Source organism: Bacteroidota bacterium (assembly GCA_016718825.1).
Classification (GTDB): Bacteria; Bacteroidota; Bacteroidia; order J057; family JADKCL01; genus JADKCL01.
The window spans coordinates 126572-144047 of the sequence record JADKCL010000004.1 but is presented as its reverse complement, the minus strand read 5'-3'; the positions used below and the strand labels follow the sequence as shown (position 1 = coordinate 144047).

The following is a 17476-nucleotide window of genomic DNA, read 5'->3' as shown; positions in this document are numbered from 1 at the left end:
TACGGGCAACGTTGATGAACGGTGAATCACAAAATGGCGTCGCTGCCGCCTGATGGGTGGGTCAACGTGTTGTTGCAGCCGACGGCCGAGCGATTGTTTTCCAGTCATCGCTTGCCTTCTTCACGGGCGGCGCGTCGAAACGTACCTGCGTTCCATCCCACCAAAGTGATCCGCCTTGTTCGTTGGAGTTTTCGTTGCGCATCACATCGTGCATGTGGCGGTCGTAGTCAGCCTCGAGAATTTCAGGCGAGGTCACGATGTTTTCGCTGCCCTTGCGCACGCCCATCGCGATCCATGAAAGATCGACATTGGAGGTGCCATTGTTATTTTCTTTGACCCAGAAGCCATTGGCATCGATGGCCGAGACGTAAACACCATTCGAATTGCCGGCAGGCGTCACGGTGATCGTCAAGCTCATAGGGTCACCGATGATCTGCTTGAAATCGTTATCAAAGCTGATATAAATCTCTCCTGCTGCCATTTTGGATTTGCCACGCGCATACACGTCCGCTGTCGCAGAAGAAGGCACATACGTGCTCACGCGACTGCCATCGTCCTTGGCCACGAGCTGCGCAATCGGCTCATTGGTGAAAGTCTTGCCATCGACATACAAGCTCGTGCGCTCGCCATTGACATGCATGCCATATTTCATGCCCTTGACCCATCCGCCCATAACGCCGCCGTAAACACCGAGGCCGACCATTGTGTTGGGTTGATCCATGCCAATCGTGATGGGTGTGCTGCCGGAACTGCGACCGGTTCCGAGTCCAGTGGCATGCGCCTGACCAAAGCCATAGACTCCATAATCAAGGCCGTTGAAGGCATAGTAGCCCAAAGCGCCCATCGCAAGTCCATAGTCATTGCCCAATACACCTCCTGAACGCGTAGTTGTTCCCCCTGAGCCGTAGGTGCCAAATTTGTAGGTACCTGCAGTGGTAGCATTTCCGCTTACACCCGTATGCGGCGTTGTAAATGCAGTACCTGCGGTCCCCGTCAATGCTATCCCGCGCACACCAGCGCCTTGGGCATTGGTGCCATTGTATTCGCCTTGAACACCAGCAAAAATCGTGGTTCCTGCGGTAACTTGTCCGTACGTACCTGCTCCGTCGAATGCCGTATAGCCATTGACAGCCCATGGAAAGGTCACGTTGCCGACCCCATTCATCAAGTCACCTGTCAGAACGGTATTCAGCGTGCCGATGAAAAATTCGCCGAGGTTACTGACTCGCCCCCGGAAGGTGTTATTGGTACGAAAATCAAGATTCTGATTGTCCGTCGTTCCAAGGAAATTTGTTCCTGCGGCGACCGTGGTGCCACCGTTGAGACCTGCATTTCCCGTCGTAAGCCAAGCGGTGATGGGTTGCCAGGCTGGACCTCCTCCAGTTTGGGTCAGGACTTGACCGTTGGTTCCCGCTGCGATGTTAACCAGGGTACCCGTTGCATCGGAACCCACCATGCGGGTGCCAACACCTGCGAGGTTATTGACTCGAACGTTACCTGCAACATGCAATTTTTCAAGTGGGATTGCCACCCCAATGCCGACGTTTTGTGATTGTAACGTCCCAAATCCAACCAACACCAAAGCAAAAGCGGCCAAAAGTGTAATTTTCTGCTTCATCCTAATACGATTTAGACACCCCGGAAATAGCACTTACCGACGGGATTTCCCCGATGCTATTGGGGAATGAAGCTAATTTATTTTCTTGGGAATCACAATTTTAAGATCCAAGATTTTCTTGAATTGGCTAGGAGGAAGGCAACGACATTTTCCCTCGGAGGAAGGCATTGCAATCCCTCGCGGAAAATTAGGCGTATGAAACCAAGCCAATCTCAATAATCCTCTTCTTCGTCTTCGTCAGCAGATCCAAATCCCCCACTGAGCAGACCGCTCATCAGATCTTGGAAGACCAAACCCTTTTCGAGCCGAGTTTTGCCGATCAGGGAAAACTCCGCCAAGCCATGCAAGACAAACTCCATCAGAAACAGCTTTTCAAGTCCTTGTGCATCAGCTTGATACTTTGTCACGATGGCTTCAAGGCCCGGAACCTTTTGGAGGGTGGCGGCGTACTCGGCATCACCCAGGTCAAGCAACATGTCCAACTTGTTGCCCGCACCAAACCATCGGATCACGGCCTCGTAGGGATTCTCCTTGCTGTTTTTGCGCAAATCCTCGGGATTTGGGAAATATTCGACAAACTGCGAACGAATCGCCTTGCCGATCAGATTTTGGGCGACGATGGCCGGACCTTCCTGTTCGCCTTCATAGACCAATTCGATTTTGCCTGTGATGGCTGGAATCACGCCCCAAAGGTCGCTGACGCGCGCATGAACGTCTGCTGAGTGCGTACGAAGGCAACGTCTTTCGGCGGCGCTCACGAGGTTTTCCAAGGCGGAAATGGTGAGACGAGCGGAAACCCCGCTTTTTTGATCTACGAATTCGCTGCCGCGGGCCTCGATGGCGATCTGCTCGACCAAGCGGCCCAAAACGGGATGCAGATGCACCCTTTCCTTGGCATCGGCGGCGACATGCGCCTCTTGCTGCGTGATTTTTTGGCCGATTTCCAGGGTTTTGGGGTAATGCGTCAGGATTTGGCTTTCGATGCGGTCCTTGAGGGGCGTCACGATGCTGCCACGGTTGGTGTAGTCCTCTGGATTTGCCGTGAATACAAACTGAATGTCGAGTGGCAAACGCAACTTGAAGCCGCGGATTTGAATGTCGCCTTCCTGCAAGATGTTGAACAAGGCGACTTGGATGCGGGCCTGCAAGTCAGGCAATTCGTTGATCACGAAGATGCTGCGGTTGCTGCGGGGAATCAGGCCAAAGTGAATGACCTTTTCATCGGCATAGCTCAGGCGGAGGTTGGCTGCCTTGATCGGGTCGAGGTCGCCAATCAAGTCAGCGACGGAAACGTCAGGTGTGGCGAGTTTTTCGGCGTAGCGTTCGCTGCGGTGCAGCCAACCGATGCGGGTATCGTCGCCGTGTTGGGCGAGCAGTTCGACCGCGCCGCGGCTTAACGGTGCAAATGGATCGTCTTGCAATTCAGAACCATACACAACTGGAATCCATTCGTCCAACAAAGCCACCATTTGGCGGGCAAGGCGGGTTTTGGCTTGACCCCGAAGGCCCAGCAGGATCATGTTGTGGCGGCTCAAAATGGCGCGTTCGACGTCGGGAATGACGGTGTCTTCGTAGCCGTAAACGCCGGGAAAGACTTCTTCGCCCGCTTTGAGCTTGACAATCAGGTTGTCGCGGAGCTCATCTTTGATGGACCGTGAGCGGTAGCCGGCGGCCTTGAGCGCGCCAAACGTCGAAATTTTGGGAGGATCTTGGTGCATATTCATGTCGTGCAGGCAAGATAACCGATTTTGGGTCGGGATTGTTTTTGGAAGCTCAGACTTCGGGAATCCCAAGATTTCCTTGACAGTTGGCAAAATGAAACAATACCTTTGCACCCAATTACAACACGACGAGGTTGATACGCTGATTTCCCGATGGCCGCTAAAATTCCCAATTTCCAGCATTGCATGACGCTCATGCGCCGCGACAATTCCAACCATCAGGAGGAAGGCTTTCACCTCTTGCAAGCCCATGCGGCCCATTTTGTCGAGGAACTGATGACCGAATTCCGTGCGGAGACCGATTATGGTCTCAAATGTTGGCTCCTCGAATTGCTCGGCCATGCACGTTCGGAAAAAGCCTTCGAATTGTTCAAGGAGCAACTTTCCGTTGGGAATTTGTCCTACCGTGACTGGGCGATTGTCGGCTTGCAGAAGCTCAATACCAAGGAAAGCAGGGCCCTGCTCACCGAGCGTGGGTTTAACTTGCGCTAGGTCGGGGGCTTAGAAGGCGATTCCTGCGCCAAGGGAAATTTGAGCGGTGAATCCACGCTCAGCAACGGGCACGGGGCGAGGACCATTGTTGTAGGCGTATCCATGAAATTTTTGGCCAAACCCATAGCCAATTCCAAATTGTCCGTTGAAGGTCATGCTTTGATGGATTACCCACTGAAATCCCAAATTGCTTCCAAAGTCCGCAAAGCGATTGTAATCCCTGTATTGTAACTTGCCCATTGGCGATAGCCTTGTACCAATTTGTCCGCCATCCACTATGAATCGCTAAGAAAGGGCCTGAAAGCGCACGCTCTTTGAAGAGCGCAGGATACCAACGAAAATCAAGATTCACTACCGCTGCCCCCGCGTTTGGAAGGTTGAAACTAGAGTAATGCATCGATCCAATGCCCCCCGAAATGTTCACACTCCACCTACGATTCAGTTGCGACTCATAACCTAGAATCGGAGTTGAGCCATACATAAAGTTCATATACCCCAAAGTCACCACATGCCTAAGCCGTAACGAATCATTCCGCGCAGACTTTTGCGCCACAACCATGGTATGGCCAAGGCCTACAACGATAATCAAGAATAATCCTAAGCGTTTGATAGAGGTGTTCATGAGACTCAAATTGTAAAATAGGTAGCAAAAAGGCAAACGAATTTTGTGAATGACTGCTCTCTCATTCAACGTTCGCGGGCTAGTTTGTCCTACATTCGGGCTGATTTTCCTAATTTCGATCGCTGGTCCAATCTGGCAAAATGATCTTCATGCGCATCACCGTCACCTCGATTCAACTCCGTAGTCCTTGGCAGTTTTTTAAGCTCAGCAACCATGGCCGCAAGATTCAGGCGCAAGCCAAAAAGAGTGCGGGATTCGTGAAGATGAAGAATACCGGCTGGGGAAAACTGCATTATACCCTGAGCGTATGGGATTCTGAGGCCGAAATGAAAGCCTTCGTGCGGACCGGCGCGCACATGGAGGCGATGAAGCAAAGCGCCGCGCTTTCGCATGAAATCCGAACCTATACCTATGAGAGTGAATCGTTTCCAGATTGGAAAGAGGCAAAACGGCTTCTGCTGGAAAATGGTAAAATCATAAAATTTGCTTGAAGATTGAACCCTATTCCTTTGATGAAAACCTACGACATTACCCTGCTCACAGATGCCCGCTATGTTTTGCCGCAACCGGGCAATTGGTACGTGGAGAACATTCACCGCGACGATGCGATTTTGCGCGCGGCCTTGGAGCGTCGCGGGCTGAAAGTGCACCGCACCCATTGGGACGATCCAAATTTTGACTGGACGCAGACCCGTTTTGCCCTGTTTCGCACGACTTGGGACTGTTTTGAACGCTTTGAGGAATTCTCCGAATGGTTAAAGACCACCGATTCCAAAACTGCTTTCATCAACCCGAGCCACTTCATCCGCTGGAATTGGGACAAACACTATCTCGCGGATCTTGCCGTGAAAGGGAATCAACATTCCCCCGACGATTTTTATCGAAACCGGCGATACGCGTAGCCTACAGCAGATCGCGGCAGCCTCAGGTTGGACCGAATTCGTACTCAAACCCGCCATTTCCAGCACGGCTAGGCATACGTATCGGTTTGACCAAGCCCATTTGCCCGAATTCGAAGCCATTTTCCAGCAATTGATCGCCGCCGAATCGATGCTTCTCCAGGAATTTCAGCACAACGTGCCCCTCCAAGGAGAAATCACCCTGATGATGATGGCCGGTCAATTCACCCATGCCGTCCGCAAGCGGCCAAAATCAGGTGATTTTCGGGTGCAGGATGATTTTGGGGGCACGGTCGAGGACTATTTGCCTTCCGCCGAAGAAATTGCATTTGCCGAAAATGTCTTGCGCGCCTGCCCCGATATGCCCCTGTACGCCCGCGTAGACGCGATTTGGGACAATCAAGGGCGTATTTCCGTCTCCGAATTGGAAGCATTCGAGCCCGAATTGTGGTTCAGGAGATTTCCCGAGGCCGCCGAGGTTTTGGCCGATGCGATCCAGAAGCTTGGCGCACAAGAATAACTTCGTAGGAAAACCTGCATTCCGACGGTCCTAGCACCGCGCCATTTTCTTCTTCTTCCCAATCACCCCACGCGCCTCCATATTTTTGAGGTAGTCTGGGACATAAGGAACGTTGCAGTGGGTTGTTCCCATGTTCACTTCTACTTTCCCGATCTTGTTTGCAGCTTGTTTGACCCTTTCTGTCAGCAGCGGACAATAGCCTCCGACGCTTAGCAAAAAGCTGTTCATGGCATACCTGACGCGGTTGGGCGCTTGGTGAATGGTATTCTCGACCCGCAGGATGAGCTCCTCGAGTTTGCCAAAATCCAATTCCGCGTCGGGCTTGAGACTCACGACATTGGAGAGTGTTGCCCAGCCTGCATCCGCGATGGTTTCAACATCTGATTCAATCCATTCGAGGCCCAATTCCCAGCCAAATCGGCTTTCTGCAGCGATCCAGGCCACCGTGTATTCGCTGAGCATGTACCAATATGCCCCGCGCACCCATTCTTGGAGGTCTTCTTTGGTAATTTTCTTTTCGTCCGCGATCAGCCCCGCGAGGTACATCGCATCACTGTTTCCCGTGCGGTACAATTCGAGGCTCAGTTCATGGTTTTTTTTGACTTTTTTGACGATGGTCTTCAAGTCGCCGACCTTGACCCCATACATTTTGTCGATCGGTGCGCCGTGATTGGCGAATGTTTTGACCGTTTGCGCACTGCCCATTTCTTTGAGTTGCGCCATGATTTCTGCTACTGTCATCTTTTGAAGAGGTGAAATTCGAGGGATGAAATTAGCGGGATTGGCACAAGCAAACAAGTGGACGCCTTGGAATCCCCTTGCCTCAAACCGATTCATTCCGTCAAATTTGAACCGTTTTTTGCAGGCGCGTCAAGTCAAATTGCTTTTGCTTGAGGCGCGCTAAAATTCCGTCATAAATCACAGGATCCATTTTGGAGGTGCGTGACAAAATCCAGAGGTATTTGCGGTTGGGATGGCTCACAACGGCATAACTGTAGTCTTCCGGGAGTTCGATGATCCAGTATTTGCCCGTGAATGGCCAGAAGAATTGCACTTTCAACTTGGCGTTGCCGGAATTTTTTGTGACGAAGGCTTTGCCTTTGATATAGGAGGCTTTGCCGTTCACTGAGTCGCGGTTGCAGCGATTTTCGACGATCACGTAACCCTTGTCGGTGACGGTGTATTCGGCTGTGGTACAGTGGCATCCACGTTGGAAACTCAGGGGATACGAGGCGATTTCATACCATTTGCCGGCATACTTCTGCAAGTCAACCAATGGGACGGTTTCTAATTTTTGAGCGGACAATGACATGGTGGAAGCCAATAAAAGCGTGGTGATAAAGAGGAAAGATTTCATCGGTGGATTCAAGGGTTGATGGGCGTTTGATGGATGAGTGCCTGATAGTCGGAGATGCTTTGGCGGATGATGTCTTTGGCAATCGCGGCATTTTGGAAATCTTCGACCACGACGGTTTTGTTTTCCAGTTTTTTATAGTCCTCAAAGAAGCTGCGGAGTTCGCGCAAGAAATGCTCCGGCAGTTCGGAAATGTCTTGAATATGGTTGACGCTCATGTCGTTGGCGGCAACGGCAATGATTTTGTCGTCCATTTCCCCACCATCCATCATGCGCATGACGCCGATGACCTTGGCTTCGACGATGCACATGGGCACGATTTCGATTTGTGAAAGGACCAAGATGTCGAGCGGATCCTTGTCATCACAATAGGTTTGCGGAATGAAGCCATAATTGGCAGGATAATACATCGAGGAAAAGATCACACGATCCATCTTCAACAAGCCCGATTCCTTGTCCAATTCATACTTGGCGCGGGTATTTTTGGGGATTTCGATGATGCCGTTGACCCTGTCGGGGGCGTTGGCTCCGATAGACACTTTGTGCCAAGGGTTTTGAAAATCAATGTTCATGCGCAAAGTTACGGAAGATAGGTGTGGTGCAGGGGAATAAGAGCAATGTCATGCCTTGCTATTCTGCGCTGCCAACACTTGGTATTGCTGCAGCAACACTGCCTCCGTGATGCCCGATCGCTGTGCCGTGGGAGACGGCGAAAACAGCGAATACACTGCTATCCTGCGACCGTTCAGTGTGAAAAAGCCGATTTTGGGATCCGCAATTCGGGCATCACGAGATTTTTGGGGAGCCTTCGTTTCTTCGAAAGGAATTCGGTTTTCCTTGAGATGCCGTTTCAGCAGGGACAAACAGCTGTTGGCTCCGCTGCCACTCGTCAGGAAAATCTCCAAGATTGTCGGATGCGGTTCAAGGATTTCAGTCACGATCGGATGCAAGGTCGCCACATTCAGGTCGTTGTCCAATGCGCTTTGCCCCTTTCTGCTGCATGAATGGATGATATTGACCATTGCAGCATTCAGTTTGCGGAGGATGGCTTGCCGTTCCTCAACAGCTGCTTCGTCAAAGCCATTGCTTCGGGTGCTGAAGTTTTCCGCTCCGTAAGCAACCCTTCCGAGTGTGTTCCAAAGCCGGTTTTGCAGATTGGGGAAGAAAAATGGGAAGTTCCATCTGCTCCTGTGTGGCGGAAATGTCCCGATGATCAGCTTGGTAGGATCACCCTCCAGGAAAGGTAAGATAGGCAGGATTTCGATGGGAAGATTTTCCAAAATGGGGAATGGGTTTTCCGTTTTGAGTCGAGCAGCCTGCGTTTGAAATCAAAACGGCGCACAATAGCGCCCGTCATTTTTGAGAGACCTGAACGCCTTTCCGTCTTCTTGCAGAAAATCGATCGAAAACCCCTCTGCTCCGGCCCAATCCGTGACGATTTCAATTTTGCCTGCGTAGTCAAATGCAGCGAGAATGTGAATGTCGTCCAATCCGAATTCACCACCGTCGTCGACCCGCCATGTGCTGATTTCGTTGTGCAAGGCTGGATAATCTTGGTAAATGACCTTGTTTTCCGACACGACGGCAAGTGAAGCCAAGGCTGAATCCGCTTTTTGCTGGAACACAAAGATCCAAATTTCCTGCCCACCCTCCAGCTTCCGTAACAAGTTGGATTTCTTGATTTTGCGTCCCTTTTCACCTTCGATTTTGGTACGTGTTGCCTTCGAAAGCGAATTTGAAGCCGAGGGATTGAATTTGAGCGGTTTATGTTTTGTCAAAAAGTCAGCTGTTACCAGCATGAGCGATTGTTCCGCGCTAACCGTTCCGCCCTTGACCTTGTAAAGAAATCCTCCAATGTCCTTGAAGTTGTATTCGTTTTGGCGGCCGTTGTCGTTTTCTGTCGCTTCTTTTTGCGCTACGAATTGAATGGCAAATTGACTACCATTTTCTGCAATCGCCATGGAAAATTTTGCGGGATCTTTCAGTCCTTCGGTTTTGGTTGTCAGGATGTTATTCCCTTCGGAATTTGCAAATCCAAACTCCATTTCCTCCAAATTGAAAGTATCGGTGTCGGCAGAAGTTGCGTCTACATCAGCTAGAGCTGCTGTGTCGGCGTTGTTTTCTTGGCCGTCAACGAGTTCAATTTTCTCGTCGCTAGGAACGTTCGCCGGAGTACCTCCGCATCCCGAAATCAATGCAAGGGCAATTACAAATATGAAAGTCTGAAATCGTCTCATCGTGGATCCGGTATATTCATCAAAGATAGTTTGGTTCACTCAACTTTTGCGGCCTAGCTACTCCGGGTTGATCGCAATTTGTCATTGAATCCTTGGGATATCGCCTTCATTTCCCAAAATATAATCGGTACCAAGCGGTTTCGTGGTGATCGATGGCCTCCGGATTGATGATATGCGCAGGATCCAATTTTGCATAAAGCAGTTCCAGCGAGGCAAAATCCCGCTGACTGATGACTTTGAAGCCGTTGCGCATCAGTTGGGCAGCGCAGACTCCTGCCCCGATTTGATAGACCTTTTCGGCACCAAACCGGTTGCCGTCATAAATGACTTGACTGCCGCAGGCACCGCTCACGTCCATCAGTACGGCAAGTTCGACGTCTTCTGCTTGGGCGAGTTCCAGCATCTTTTCCGAGGCTCGGATGATGCCTTCGCTCCAATCTTCGCCAAACTCCGACAGCATTTTGGCTCTACCTTCCAACACGTCCAAGCCGGTCCCGCCGTGGATGTCGCACATGGCCCTCGGCGAACCGAAGGAAAACTCCTCCGGGCAAAAGCGCACCAAACGCGCAGTGTCATATTGCAGGAGCTTCAGTGCACTTGGATAGGTGCCATTTGCTGTGCCGTCGTACCCGCATGTCACGCCCGCAAGGCAGGCGCTCATGAGGATGCGCAAAGGATTTTCCTTCGTCGGAACGCGGAGGGAGCGGAGGTGATCTTGATCGGTCATTTTAGTTTTTGCTTTTCGGATGCCACCTAAAGAGCTGAATTGAAATTGAAAGCCAATTCGCATTCATGAGACAAACATGGAATCAAATTAAGCCAAATTCAATCAGGAACATTCATGAATCAACCTTTCGGAAAAACATATTCCCATACCGATCCGATCTAAAGACATAGTAGAATCTTGTATGGCCTCGATAAAGCGTGGGTGGCTTTTGGATTACATGGGAGGTTGTCTCAGCGATCACGCTCCAGAGAGAGGGATGGACATCGTTTATTTTGATCCGATGTCGATGTAATTTCGTCCGTGTCCCTTTGTCATTGATTTCGACAAAAATGATGCTGTCGCTTTCCAAAATGCGAAATCCAAAGCGATCGTATTGCCACCGCGCGTTTCTGCCGGGATAGAAGGTGGTGTCGATCCGGTAATCGCCGACAAAATCTGCCTTGGTCAGACTTATCGGCTGACGATAATTGTCCATGAGCAATGAAAACGGGATAAGTAAAAAGACCATTCCCCACAGGATTCCAAGTGCGTAAAGGGCTTTCTTTTCTTTTACAAAGAGGAAGTAAAGCAACAACGCCACGCTGAGTAAAAGCAACAACGGAATTCCAATCAAACTGAATCCAAAGCCCATACTCCAGCTATTTGATTTCCGTGCAACGAGCGCTTATCTCATCCCCTTCGCCTTGCCGCAAACGTAAAAACAGGCCAATGTCTTCATCCGATTCGGCCATTTGCACTTCGTCGATCACGTAGGTCCAGTCCTCATTTTTGAAGGTGTAGGTGAAGCCACCCATCGTTCCTTGTTGTTGGCTTTCCCCGCCAACCAGAATGAGATCGGGCTTGTCTTTGAAGGTTTTGGGTTTTGACCAAGAGACATAACGCAAGTCGCCGCCAGCCATTTCGTCGAGCCGAATGAGGAACTTGTCCGTTTCGCAAACCTTGAGATTGTGTTGCCACGGCTCCACATCAGGGTGAATGGCAATCAACATCTTTGTTTGGATTGCCTTTTGCAGTTGGGATTCCGCAGGAGACTGATGGTTGATCGCGATGATTTTACCTTCGTAGTCCAGCCAGATTTCACCACTGCCCAACATGAACCGATCATTGCTTTCCATGGTATTGGTGGAGTCCCAAGTGGTTTGGACCAGGGTTTTCCTAAATTCTGAATCCAACAAAGTATCATACCGCCGGATGAAATCCGCCTCATTCTCAACATTTGGGATCGGATTGCCCCGGCTGAGCGGATAATGGACAAGTTTTGCAAGCCCGGCAGCATCGTTGTTGCGCAAGAGGTCCAGAAACACGTCCAAATGTTGTTGGCGGCGCTCCTCGATGCCTTTGACGGGTTTAGGCGCTGAACAACTGCTCAGAACAATTAGAATCAAACAGATCGTGTGAAAATGCAATTTCATAGCATCTAATCTAGGCATTCGACTCCTATTGTTGCGGATTTCCGGTTGGCTTTTTCGCTCCAGCAGCAATGGCCTTTTCCTCATTGGCAAGTTGTCGCTGCACCTTTTTGACATCTTCCGAAGGCGGCAACTCCTCTGGTTTCACGCCACGTTCTTTCAGCATTTTGCGCACTGCGCGGTTGTTGTCGACATGCTCATGGGTGATGGGCGCTTCACCATGCAAGTTCTTGTCGACAACATTGTGGCTCGTGAGCTCAGTTGCAAAGTCCTTGGCTTTGATGATCAATGTTGGTAGGAAATCAGCCAAGGGTCTGTTTTCCGGGATTTTTAACTGCTTTTTCATTTCTCCGGTGGAGTTTCCGCCAAACAGTGCTTGGTCGCCTTGGGAGCGGATTCTTGCAAACCCATGGTGGTCGACGCCGCGGTCATAGAGAATTTTCGAAAGTTTGGTTTCCGTTTTGGAAAGCTTTTCTCTCGCCGTCACCCGCGCGACGTTCAGAAGCCGCTGTTCCACCATTTCTTGCTTCCGGGTCTGGACAGCAAAGTAAGTCTGGGCAAAGGCAACCGGATTTTTTGCAGGGTCACCATTTTGAGCGATCAGGTAGCAGGCATAGCGTGTGAGTGCGATGTCTTGAATCTCCCTTTCCGCCCCTTTGCCAGTCTGGATCATCTTCCTGACATCAAGAAAATGATCAGAAACGCTGGAATCGGCGTTTTCGCAGGAGAGTTTCGCTTTTTCAACCACCTTGGCGAAGTTTTCCCACTTGGTGTATTCAAAAATTTCCATGAGCTCACGGGCGCTCCAGCACTCTAGTCCATTGTAGGAATAGCAGGCTTTTTCGAATTTTTCGAAGAGTTCGGTGATAAGTTCTTGTTTCATGGTTGCAAAAATAGTGAATTGCTAATTTGTTGCAATAATAATTCGCAAAATCCCAATAAAATTTCCGTGCGGCTAAGTGTGTTGGTGATGGTGCTCGCGATTTTGCATGCCCTTGATTGCCTCAAAATGCGTTTCTGATCATTTTGCCGACGTCGGCAATATGATCAGAAACGCTGGAATCGCCGTTTTTGCAAAAATGTTGTGCTATTCAATCAATGAAGATACCACCAAACACCCAAATCAGTTTGAAAGGCAACAATTCCATGGTCAATGGCAAGCTTTACCGTTTCTATATGGGAAGGGTTGTAATACGTCTTGGTGTAGGTCGAAACATTTTGATACGTTGTGCCATTTATGACCTCGCTTGCCTGAAAGGTAAACGTCTCATAGTTGGTACCGATGGGATGGTCGAGCGTGCCGGAAAGTGGTTCAAAGGCAGGCCCCAAATCGCTGTCCTGAAACCGAATCGACAATTTTTCCCAAGTTGTATTGTCAAGCAGCACGAAGGTCGAATCGCCGGCAATTGTCCCCAGTGTGATATGTATGCGCTCATATTCAAAGTCTTGGCTGGGGTGGTCTGCGCAAGTTTCCGTATCAAATCCGCGGCTGAATGAAGATACGGTAAGTGTATCCAGATTTTGTGTTGCATCTTCAAATACAACGGTCTGATTCGCTTGGTAAGGCAGGAACCGCAACACATCGGGCTCGATCGGGTAGTCAGGGCAATTGTTGCAGGCTGAGAATAAGAGGAGGGTGGCGAGGAGGGCAGCGCTTCCGAGGAACTTTGCGTTGTTGTGATGATTCATGTGAATTGGGTGATAATGAGAGGGATATTTTTTTTGTTTCCTACCTTACCGTCTTCCGGCGATTCTTCTGATAGTCCTCAAACACAAACTCCCCGAGGCCATTCAATCCACTGTAAAACGCCCGGCCTGCATTGACTTTGGTAAATTCCTGCACAAATTCCTGTAGCCATTGGTCCTTGGCGATCATGAAAGTCGTGACCGGGATTTTCAATTTGCGGCATTGTGCGCCTAAAGTGAGCGTCTTGTTGATGATCTTGCGGTCAAGCCCCCATGAATTTTTGTAGTATTTGATGCCTTCCTTGATGCAGGTTGGCTTGCCGTCGGTGATCATGAAGATCTGCTTGTTGGGCGTTTTGCGCCGCCTGAGCAGGTCCATGGCGAGCTCCAATCCTGCCACGGTATTGGTATGGTAGGGGCCGACCTGCAAGTAGGGGAGGTCCTTGATTTCGATCTGCCAGGCGTCGTTGCCGAAGACGATGATGTCGAGCGTGTCTTTGGGGTAACGCGTGGTAATGAGCTCCGCCAAGGCCATCGCAGTCTTTTTTGCCGGCGTGATGCGGTCCTCGCCATACAAAATCATGGAGTGGCTGATATCGATCATCAGCACTGTGGAGCAAGCTGTTGTGTATTCGTTTTCGCGGACTTCCAAGTCGTTTTCAGTCAAGCGATTGCTGTCGGGACCATGGTTGATCTGCGCATTGCGGAGCGAATCGGTCATCGCAATCTGCTCCAAACTGTCTCCGAATTCGTAGGGACGGTGGTCGGCACTTGCTTCTTCGCCCAAACCATGCTGCGGACTGCGGTGGCCACCGCGACGGGCTTTTTTCAGCTTCCCGAAGATTTCCTCCAGCGAATTTTGCCGGATGGTCTTCTCCGACTTTGCCGTCAGGTCAAATTTTCCTTCCTCGTTGTCGCGGATAAAACCTTGGTTGCGAAGGTCTTCGATGAAGTCGCCCATACCGTAGGCATCATTCGTCAGATGGTACTTCCGGTCGAGTTGATTCATCCAGTTCAGTGCCTCATCCACATCGCCGTTGGTGTGCACAAGAATCTGCAAAAAGATGCCCTTCAGCTTGTCGAAGGTGGTCTTCGTGCTTTCAGGGGCGATGTATTCGGAGAAACGGTAACCTTTCATACGATCAGAATCGGCAGAATGACAAATCCGGCATTACTAAGTTACGGAATCGCCAGCATGGAAAACTCATTTCTGCGCCGGATGTTTCAGCTCGATTTCACCATCGTGACGCCTTGAATCAGTTTTGCCGTCGGTTTGAGCATTCCAAGAACATTGAGCCAAGCAGCTTGCGCGAAGCCCTCCATTGCAGCAGATGGAAACTCTGCCCAACGCGACACCTTGATATGCCGGTATTGGCTGCCGCTACCCGACAGCATTTTTTGAGGATCAGCAAGCAGGTTCCCATGATGAAACCCGAAGTTCACATGCTTGGAATAGCAGGCAAAACTCACAAAAATGTCGCCTGCCTTGTCCGTAAATCCCCATCCAACTGAAAGCCCATTCTTTTTGTCGTAAATCAGTTCATTGCTTTCGGGATAGCGTCGCCAGACAAATTCACGCATTCCCAAGGCAATTTCTTGCACGTTAGGTTCGAATTTGCTGAGAAATCTTCTGAAATCTTGATCATCTTCAAAGGCCATATCTCGTCTCAATTGGGCTTGGACATCTCCAACAAGGTATTGACCGTGTTCCAGTTGCGCATTGTGGCCATGCCCAGCCTCCGCTCAATGATCGCATTCGTCAATTTTGCCTTGCCCAAGCCGCCGGCATAGTACACAAAGGCCTCTGAGCCATGGACCTGCAGTTGTTCCTCAGGATTGGTGTAAGGCGCAATGGCGGCAATGGCCGTGGTATCGGGAGCATTTTCAAGGAAACAGACATACATCCGCTTGCCAAATTCCGGAAGTTGATCGTCGAATGGGTTTTTGGACACAATCGCCGCGAGTGCCCGTGCGTGCGCAGAAGCGTAGGCACAGCATACCCGAGCGATGCCTTCAGGTGAACCTCCAAATGCCGTCGCAGTTCAGCAGCATCCGCTTCAGCATGTTCAAAAACGACATTGCCGCTTTGAATATAGGTTACGACGGACGTGCAATTCGCCGCTTCAAACATGGCCTTCAAGTCGACCATTTTGATGATTTTCTGACCGCTGACGTTGATCCCGCGGAGGAGGGCGATGTATCGGGGCATGGATTTTGAATTTAGGTGGACTTCAATTGTTGCTTTGGTAAAAGTTCATCCTCATACGCCTCAATCGCCTCCAACAAGGCCTCCCGCTCCTCGTCCTCATCCTCGGAGTCTGCGTCGAGGTCTTCCAACAATTCAGCGAGCCGCAGGAGGGCGGCTTCGTATTCTTCTTCGGTGTCGATGGGGGGGATTCTCATGGGTTGAAAATCAGGTCTTTTGAGAATGGACACGGCAAAGGGTCATTTCTGTACCAACAATCTACCCTTCGCAATCACTTGGCCCTCTGTGTTTTGGATGCGGAAGGCGTACAGCTGCGGCAACAAGTCCGTGCCGTCCACCACAAAAAAATCTTGCGAGGTTTGCCATTCGCCTTGGACAATTCCGCCCATATCGATCAGACTCAGGGAGCAGACTTCGCGGTTTTCATTTGCAAAATACAGCCGTGAAACATCCGTCACAGGGTTGGGGCGAACCTGAAATCCAGTCGCATCCAACGTCACCACATCGATGGACCGAATCGTGGATTCTCCCAAGCGGTCAAAGCCGATGCGGTAGTAATTCGTATGATTGGCGATGGGATGCTCATCTAGGAAGGAATACGAAAACGCATCATTGGGGCCGCCGCAAATGCCTGGAATGTGGTGGATCAGCTCAAAATGAATGCTGTCGGTCGCGCGCAGTACGTCCACGCCGTCGCAGGTCGTGCCCGGGCGCGTGACCCAGTTGAGCAACACGCGGCCATCGTCCAGCGTCAGCGAAAAGCGCTCCACCAGCGGATCCTCCGATTGGGCAGAAACCCGCGAAGCAAGCAGCAACAAGATGTTGAGCAAAAGCAATTTGCCAAGCCCGAACCTGCGAATTGGAAGGCGAGAATCCATTCGGCAAAGATAATCGGAAATTCGCAAAGCCCCTCGGAAACTGTCGTGAAACACCGTTCCTCTTCAAACGCAAAATGATTAATTTCGGCAAAAGGATGCATTTCCCTTCCTTGTCCAATCCAAAAGCGCATGAATCCCGTTGCCTTTAAAAACATCGATCAATACATCGCCCAATTTCCGGCGGAGACGCAGGCATTGCTTCAACAACTCCGGGCGGTGATTCGCGAAACAGCTCCCTTGGCCGTCGAATGCATCAGTTACCAGATGCCGGCCTTCAAAATGAAACGCGTTTTGGTCTATTTTGCAGGCTACAAAGGCCATATCGGATTTTATCCCTCGGGGACCGGAATCGCTGCGTTTCAGCACGAATTCAAGGATTTCAAATGGTCCAAAGGTGCCGTTCAGTTTCCGCTTGACAAGCCGCTGCCGTTGGAACTTGTACGTCGGATCGTCTTGCACCGCATCATGGAAGACGAGGCATTGGTCGTCAAGAAGCCCAAACGGAAAAATTGAAGCCTGATTCGAAGAAGACAAAAGCCGCAAGCACATGAAAAATTGGTCCATCGATACACTTCAAGATATCTGGCAGCTCGCCACCGAACTCCACGACGGCCAAAAGTATGGCGGTCCGGCGAAGGGACAGCAGATTGAATATATCAATCACATCGGGAGTGTGGTGTTTGAGGTGATGGCGGCCTTGGATCAGACGGCGAATATGAACGCCGAGTTGGCCCTTTCATGCGCCATTTTGCACGATAGCTTGGAAGATACCGGAATCACTTTCGAGGAAATTCAAGCGAAATTTGGCCTTGCCGTTGCCGAAGGGGTGCTTGCCTTGACCAAAAGTCCTGCGATTGCCGACAAGGACGAGAAGATGCAAGACAGTCTTGCCCGCATTCGGCAGCAACCCCACGAAATCTGGGCAGTCAAAATGGCCGACCGTATCTGCAATTTGTACGCGCCACCGTTTTATTGGAGCAATGAGAAGAAACGGGCCTATTTGGAGGAGGCAAAGTTGATTCATGCCGCTTTGAAGGATGGAAATGTCTACTTGGCGAATCGATTGGCCTTGAAGATTCAAGAATATCAACGTTTTATCGCCTGAGC

General features: G+C 50.5%; 22 protein-coding genes and 1 pseudogene. 5 read left to right on the top strand and 18 right to left on the bottom strand.

Annotation, left to right across the window (positions count from 1 at the left end):
- Window positions 1–61 precede the first annotated feature (61 nt).
- The gene (locus IPN95_05820) at window positions 62–1618 is read right to left on the bottom strand and encodes a hypothetical protein (GenBank protein ID MBK9448920.1); all 1557 of its coding nucleotides are present in this window, start codon (window positions 1616–1618) and stop codon (window positions 62–64) included.
- A gap of 212 nt (window positions 1619–1830) precedes the next feature.
- The gene (locus tag IPN95_05815) at window positions 1831–3342 is read right to left on the bottom strand and encodes a magnesium chelatase (protein ID MBK9448919.1); all 1512 of its coding nucleotides are present in this window, start codon (window positions 3340–3342) and stop codon (window positions 1831–1833) included.
- Between the two features lie 192 nt (window positions 3343–3534).
- Here IPN95_05815 and IPN95_05810 point away from each other — a divergent pair, with 192 nt between their 5' ends.
- Window positions 3535–3831 (top strand): HEAT repeat domain-containing protein, encoded by a 297-nt coding sequence (locus IPN95_05810; GenBank protein MBK9448918.1) that lies wholly within the window; start codon window positions 3535–3537, stop codon window positions 3829–3831.
- A gap of 9 nt (window positions 3832–3840) precedes the next feature.
- On the opposite strand, the gene IPN95_05805 is transcribed toward IPN95_05810, so the two are convergent.
- A complete protein-coding gene (locus IPN95_05805) occupies window positions 3841–4071 on the bottom strand; it encodes a hypothetical protein (GenBank protein ID MBK9448917.1) in 231 nt (76 codons plus the stop codon).
- 522 nt (window positions 4072–4593) lie between these two features.
- Between IPN95_05805 and IPN95_05800 the strand changes: the two genes are divergently transcribed.
- Window positions 4594–4944: a DUF3291 domain-containing protein gene (locus IPN95_05800; GenBank protein ID MBK9448916.1), complete on the top strand. Its 351-nt coding sequence runs from the start codon at window positions 4594–4596 to the stop codon at window positions 4942–4944.
- 21 nt (window positions 4945–4965) lie between these two features.
- Window positions 4966–5872, top strand: a pseudogene (locus IPN95_05795) (hypothetical protein).
- Window positions 5873–5902: 30 nt separating this feature from the next.
- Here IPN95_05795 and IPN95_05790 read toward each other — a convergent pair.
- The 15 genes from IPN95_05790 to IPN95_05720 form a co-directional block, all read right to left on the bottom strand.
- Window positions 5903–6613, bottom strand: coding sequence for a DNA alkylation repair protein (locus IPN95_05790; protein ID MBK9448915.1), 711 nt, complete (start codon window positions 6611–6613; stop codon window positions 5903–5905).
- A 100-nt stretch (window positions 6614–6713) separates the two neighbouring features.
- Complete coding sequence (locus IPN95_05785) at window positions 6714–7229, bottom strand: lipocalin family protein (GenBank protein ID MBK9448914.1); 516 nt, start codon at window positions 7227–7229, stop codon at window positions 6714–6716.
- An 8-nt stretch (window positions 7230–7237) separates the two neighbouring features.
- Entirely contained in the window at window positions 7238–7798 is a 561-nt protein-coding gene (locus tag IPN95_05780) for an inorganic diphosphatase (GenBank protein ID MBK9448913.1), read from the bottom strand.
- Window positions 7799–7846: 48 nt separating this feature from the next.
- Entirely contained in the window at window positions 7847–8506 is a 660-nt protein-coding gene (locus IPN95_05775; GenBank protein ID MBK9448912.1) for a hypothetical protein, read from the bottom strand.
- Window positions 8507–8554: 48 nt separating this feature from the next.
- On the bottom strand, window positions 8555–9463 hold the full coding sequence (locus IPN95_05770; GenBank protein ID MBK9448911.1) for a hypothetical protein: 909 nt from the start codon (window positions 9461–9463) through the stop codon (window positions 8555–8557).
- 106 nt (window positions 9464–9569) lie between these two features.
- Complete coding sequence (locus tag IPN95_05765) at window positions 9570–10190, bottom strand: DUF523 domain-containing protein (GenBank protein ID MBK9448910.1); 621 nt, start codon at window positions 10188–10190, stop codon at window positions 9570–9572.
- Window positions 10191–10302: 112 nt separating this feature from the next.
- Window positions 10303–10821 (bottom strand): hypothetical protein, encoded by a 519-nt coding sequence (locus IPN95_05760; GenBank protein MBK9448909.1) that lies wholly within the window; start codon window positions 10819–10821, stop codon window positions 10303–10305.
- Between the two features lie 7 nt (window positions 10822–10828).
- Window positions 10829–11575, bottom strand: coding sequence for a hypothetical protein (locus tag IPN95_05755; GenBank protein ID MBK9448908.1), 747 nt, complete (start codon window positions 11573–11575; stop codon window positions 10829–10831).
- A 52-nt stretch (window positions 11576–11627) separates the two neighbouring features.
- Window positions 11628–12482 carry a DNA damage-inducible protein D gene (gene dinD, locus IPN95_05750; GenBank protein MBK9448907.1) on the bottom strand — a complete coding sequence of 285 codons (855 nt, stop codon included), beginning with the start codon at window positions 12480–12482 and terminating at the stop codon, window positions 11628–11630.
- A gap of 212 nt (window positions 12483–12694) precedes the next feature.
- The gene (locus tag IPN95_05745; GenBank protein MBK9448906.1) at window positions 12695–13288 is read right to left on the bottom strand and encodes a hypothetical protein; all 594 of its coding nucleotides are present in this window, start codon (window positions 13286–13288) and stop codon (window positions 12695–12697) included.
- A gap of 40 nt (window positions 13289–13328) precedes the next feature.
- Window positions 13329–14423, bottom strand: coding sequence for a hypothetical protein (locus IPN95_05740; protein ID MBK9448905.1), 1095 nt, complete (start codon window positions 14421–14423; stop codon window positions 13329–13331).
- 86 nt (window positions 14424–14509) lie between these two features.
- A complete protein-coding gene (locus tag IPN95_05735; protein ID MBK9448904.1) occupies window positions 14510–14944 on the bottom strand; it encodes a hypothetical protein in 435 nt (144 codons plus the stop codon).
- A 100-nt stretch (window positions 14945–15044) separates the two neighbouring features.
- Window positions 15045–15494, bottom strand: coding sequence for a DUF1697 domain-containing protein (locus IPN95_05730; GenBank protein ID MBK9448903.1), 450 nt, complete (start codon window positions 15492–15494; stop codon window positions 15045–15047).
- Between the two features lie 11 nt (window positions 15495–15505).
- Window positions 15506–15688: a hypothetical protein gene (locus IPN95_05725; protein MBK9448902.1), complete on the bottom strand. Its 183-nt coding sequence runs from the start codon at window positions 15686–15688 to the stop codon at window positions 15506–15508.
- 42 nt (window positions 15689–15730) lie between these two features.
- Window positions 15731–16369 carry a hypothetical protein gene (locus tag IPN95_05720; protein ID MBK9448901.1) on the bottom strand — a complete coding sequence of 213 codons (639 nt, stop codon included), beginning with the start codon at window positions 16367–16369 and terminating at the stop codon, window positions 15731–15733.
- A gap of 129 nt (window positions 16370–16498) precedes the next feature.
- Here IPN95_05720 and IPN95_05715 point away from each other — a divergent pair, with 129 nt between their 5' ends.
- Complete coding sequence (locus IPN95_05715; GenBank protein ID MBK9448900.1) at window positions 16499–16882, top strand: DUF1801 domain-containing protein; 384 nt, start codon at window positions 16499–16501, stop codon at window positions 16880–16882.
- Between the two features lie 34 nt (window positions 16883–16916).
- Window positions 16917–17474 (top strand): bifunctional (p)ppGpp synthetase/guanosine-3',5'-bis(diphosphate) 3'-pyrophosphohydrolase, encoded by a 558-nt coding sequence (locus tag IPN95_05710; protein ID MBK9448899.1) that lies wholly within the window; start codon window positions 16917–16919, stop codon window positions 17472–17474.
- Window positions 17475–17476 lie beyond the last annotated feature (2 nt).

Excerpts from the sequence above, each read along its gene's own strand:
- dinD (MBK9448907.1), bottom strand. The coding sequence starts at position 12,482 with ATGAAACAAGAACTTATCACCGAACTCTTCGAAAAATTCGAAAAAGCC.
- IPN95_05770 (MBK9448911.1), bottom strand. The coding sequence starts at position 9,463 with ATGAGACGATTTCAGACTTTCATATTTGTAATTGCCCTTGCATTGATT.
- IPN95_05710 (MBK9448899.1), top strand. The coding sequence starts at position 16,917 with ATGAAAAATTGGTCCATCGATACACTTCAAGATATCTGGCAGCTCGCC.
- IPN95_05745 (MBK9448906.1), bottom strand. The coding sequence starts at position 13,288 with ATGAATCATCACAACAACGCAAAGTTCCTCGGAAGCGCTGCCCTCCTC.
- IPN95_05785 (MBK9448914.1), bottom strand. The coding sequence starts at position 7,229 with ATGAAATCTTTCCTCTTTATCACCACGCTTTTATTGGCTTCCACCATG.
- IPN95_05765 (MBK9448910.1), bottom strand. The coding sequence starts at position 10,190 with ATGACCGATCAAGATCACCTCCGCTCCCTCCGCGTTCCGACGAAGGAA.
- IPN95_05735 (MBK9448904.1), bottom strand. The coding sequence starts at position 14,944 with ATGGCCTTTGAAGATGATCAAGATTTCAGAAGATTTCTCAGCAAATTC.
- IPN95_05760 (MBK9448909.1), bottom strand. The coding sequence starts at position 10,821 with ATGGGCTTTGGATTCAGTTTGATTGGAATTCCGTTGTTGCTTTTACTC.
- IPN95_05780 (MBK9448913.1), bottom strand. The coding sequence starts at position 7,798 with ATGAACATTGATTTTCAAAACCCTTGGCACAAAGTGTCTATCGGAGCC.
- IPN95_05820 (MBK9448920.1), bottom strand. The coding sequence starts at position 1,618 with ATGAAGCAGAAAATTACACTTTTGGCCGCTTTTGCTTTGGTGTTGGTT.
- IPN95_05720 (MBK9448901.1), bottom strand. The coding sequence starts at position 16,369 with ATGGATTCTCGCCTTCCAATTCGCAGGTTCGGGCTTGGCAAATTGCTT.
- IPN95_05740 (MBK9448905.1), bottom strand. The coding sequence starts at position 14,423 with ATGAAAGGTTACCGTTTCTCCGAATACATCGCCCCTGAAAGCACGAAG.
- IPN95_05810 (MBK9448918.1), top strand. The coding sequence starts at position 3,535 with ATGCGCCGCGACAATTCCAACCATCAGGAGGAAGGCTTTCACCTCTTG.
- IPN95_05725 (MBK9448902.1), bottom strand. The coding sequence starts at position 15,688 with ATGAGAATCCCCCCCATCGACACCGAAGAAGAATACGAAGCCGCCCTC.
- IPN95_05805 (MBK9448917.1), bottom strand. The coding sequence starts at position 4,071 with ATGGGCAAGTTACAATACAGGGATTACAATCGCTTTGCGGACTTTGGA.
- IPN95_05815 (MBK9448919.1), bottom strand. The coding sequence starts at position 3,342 with ATGAATATGCACCAAGATCCTCCCAAAATTTCGACGTTTGGCGCGCTC.
- IPN95_05790 (MBK9448915.1), bottom strand. The coding sequence starts at position 6,613 with ATGACAGTAGCAGAAATCATGGCGCAACTCAAAGAAATGGGCAGTGCG.
- IPN95_05800 (MBK9448916.1), top strand. The coding sequence starts at position 4,594 with ATGATCTTCATGCGCATCACCGTCACCTCGATTCAACTCCGTAGTCCT.
- IPN95_05715 (MBK9448900.1), top strand. The coding sequence starts at position 16,499 with ATGAATCCCGTTGCCTTTAAAAACATCGATCAATACATCGCCCAATTT.
- IPN95_05730 (MBK9448903.1), bottom strand. The coding sequence starts at position 15,494 with ATGCCCCGATACATCGCCCTCCTCCGCGGGATCAACGTCAGCGGTCAG.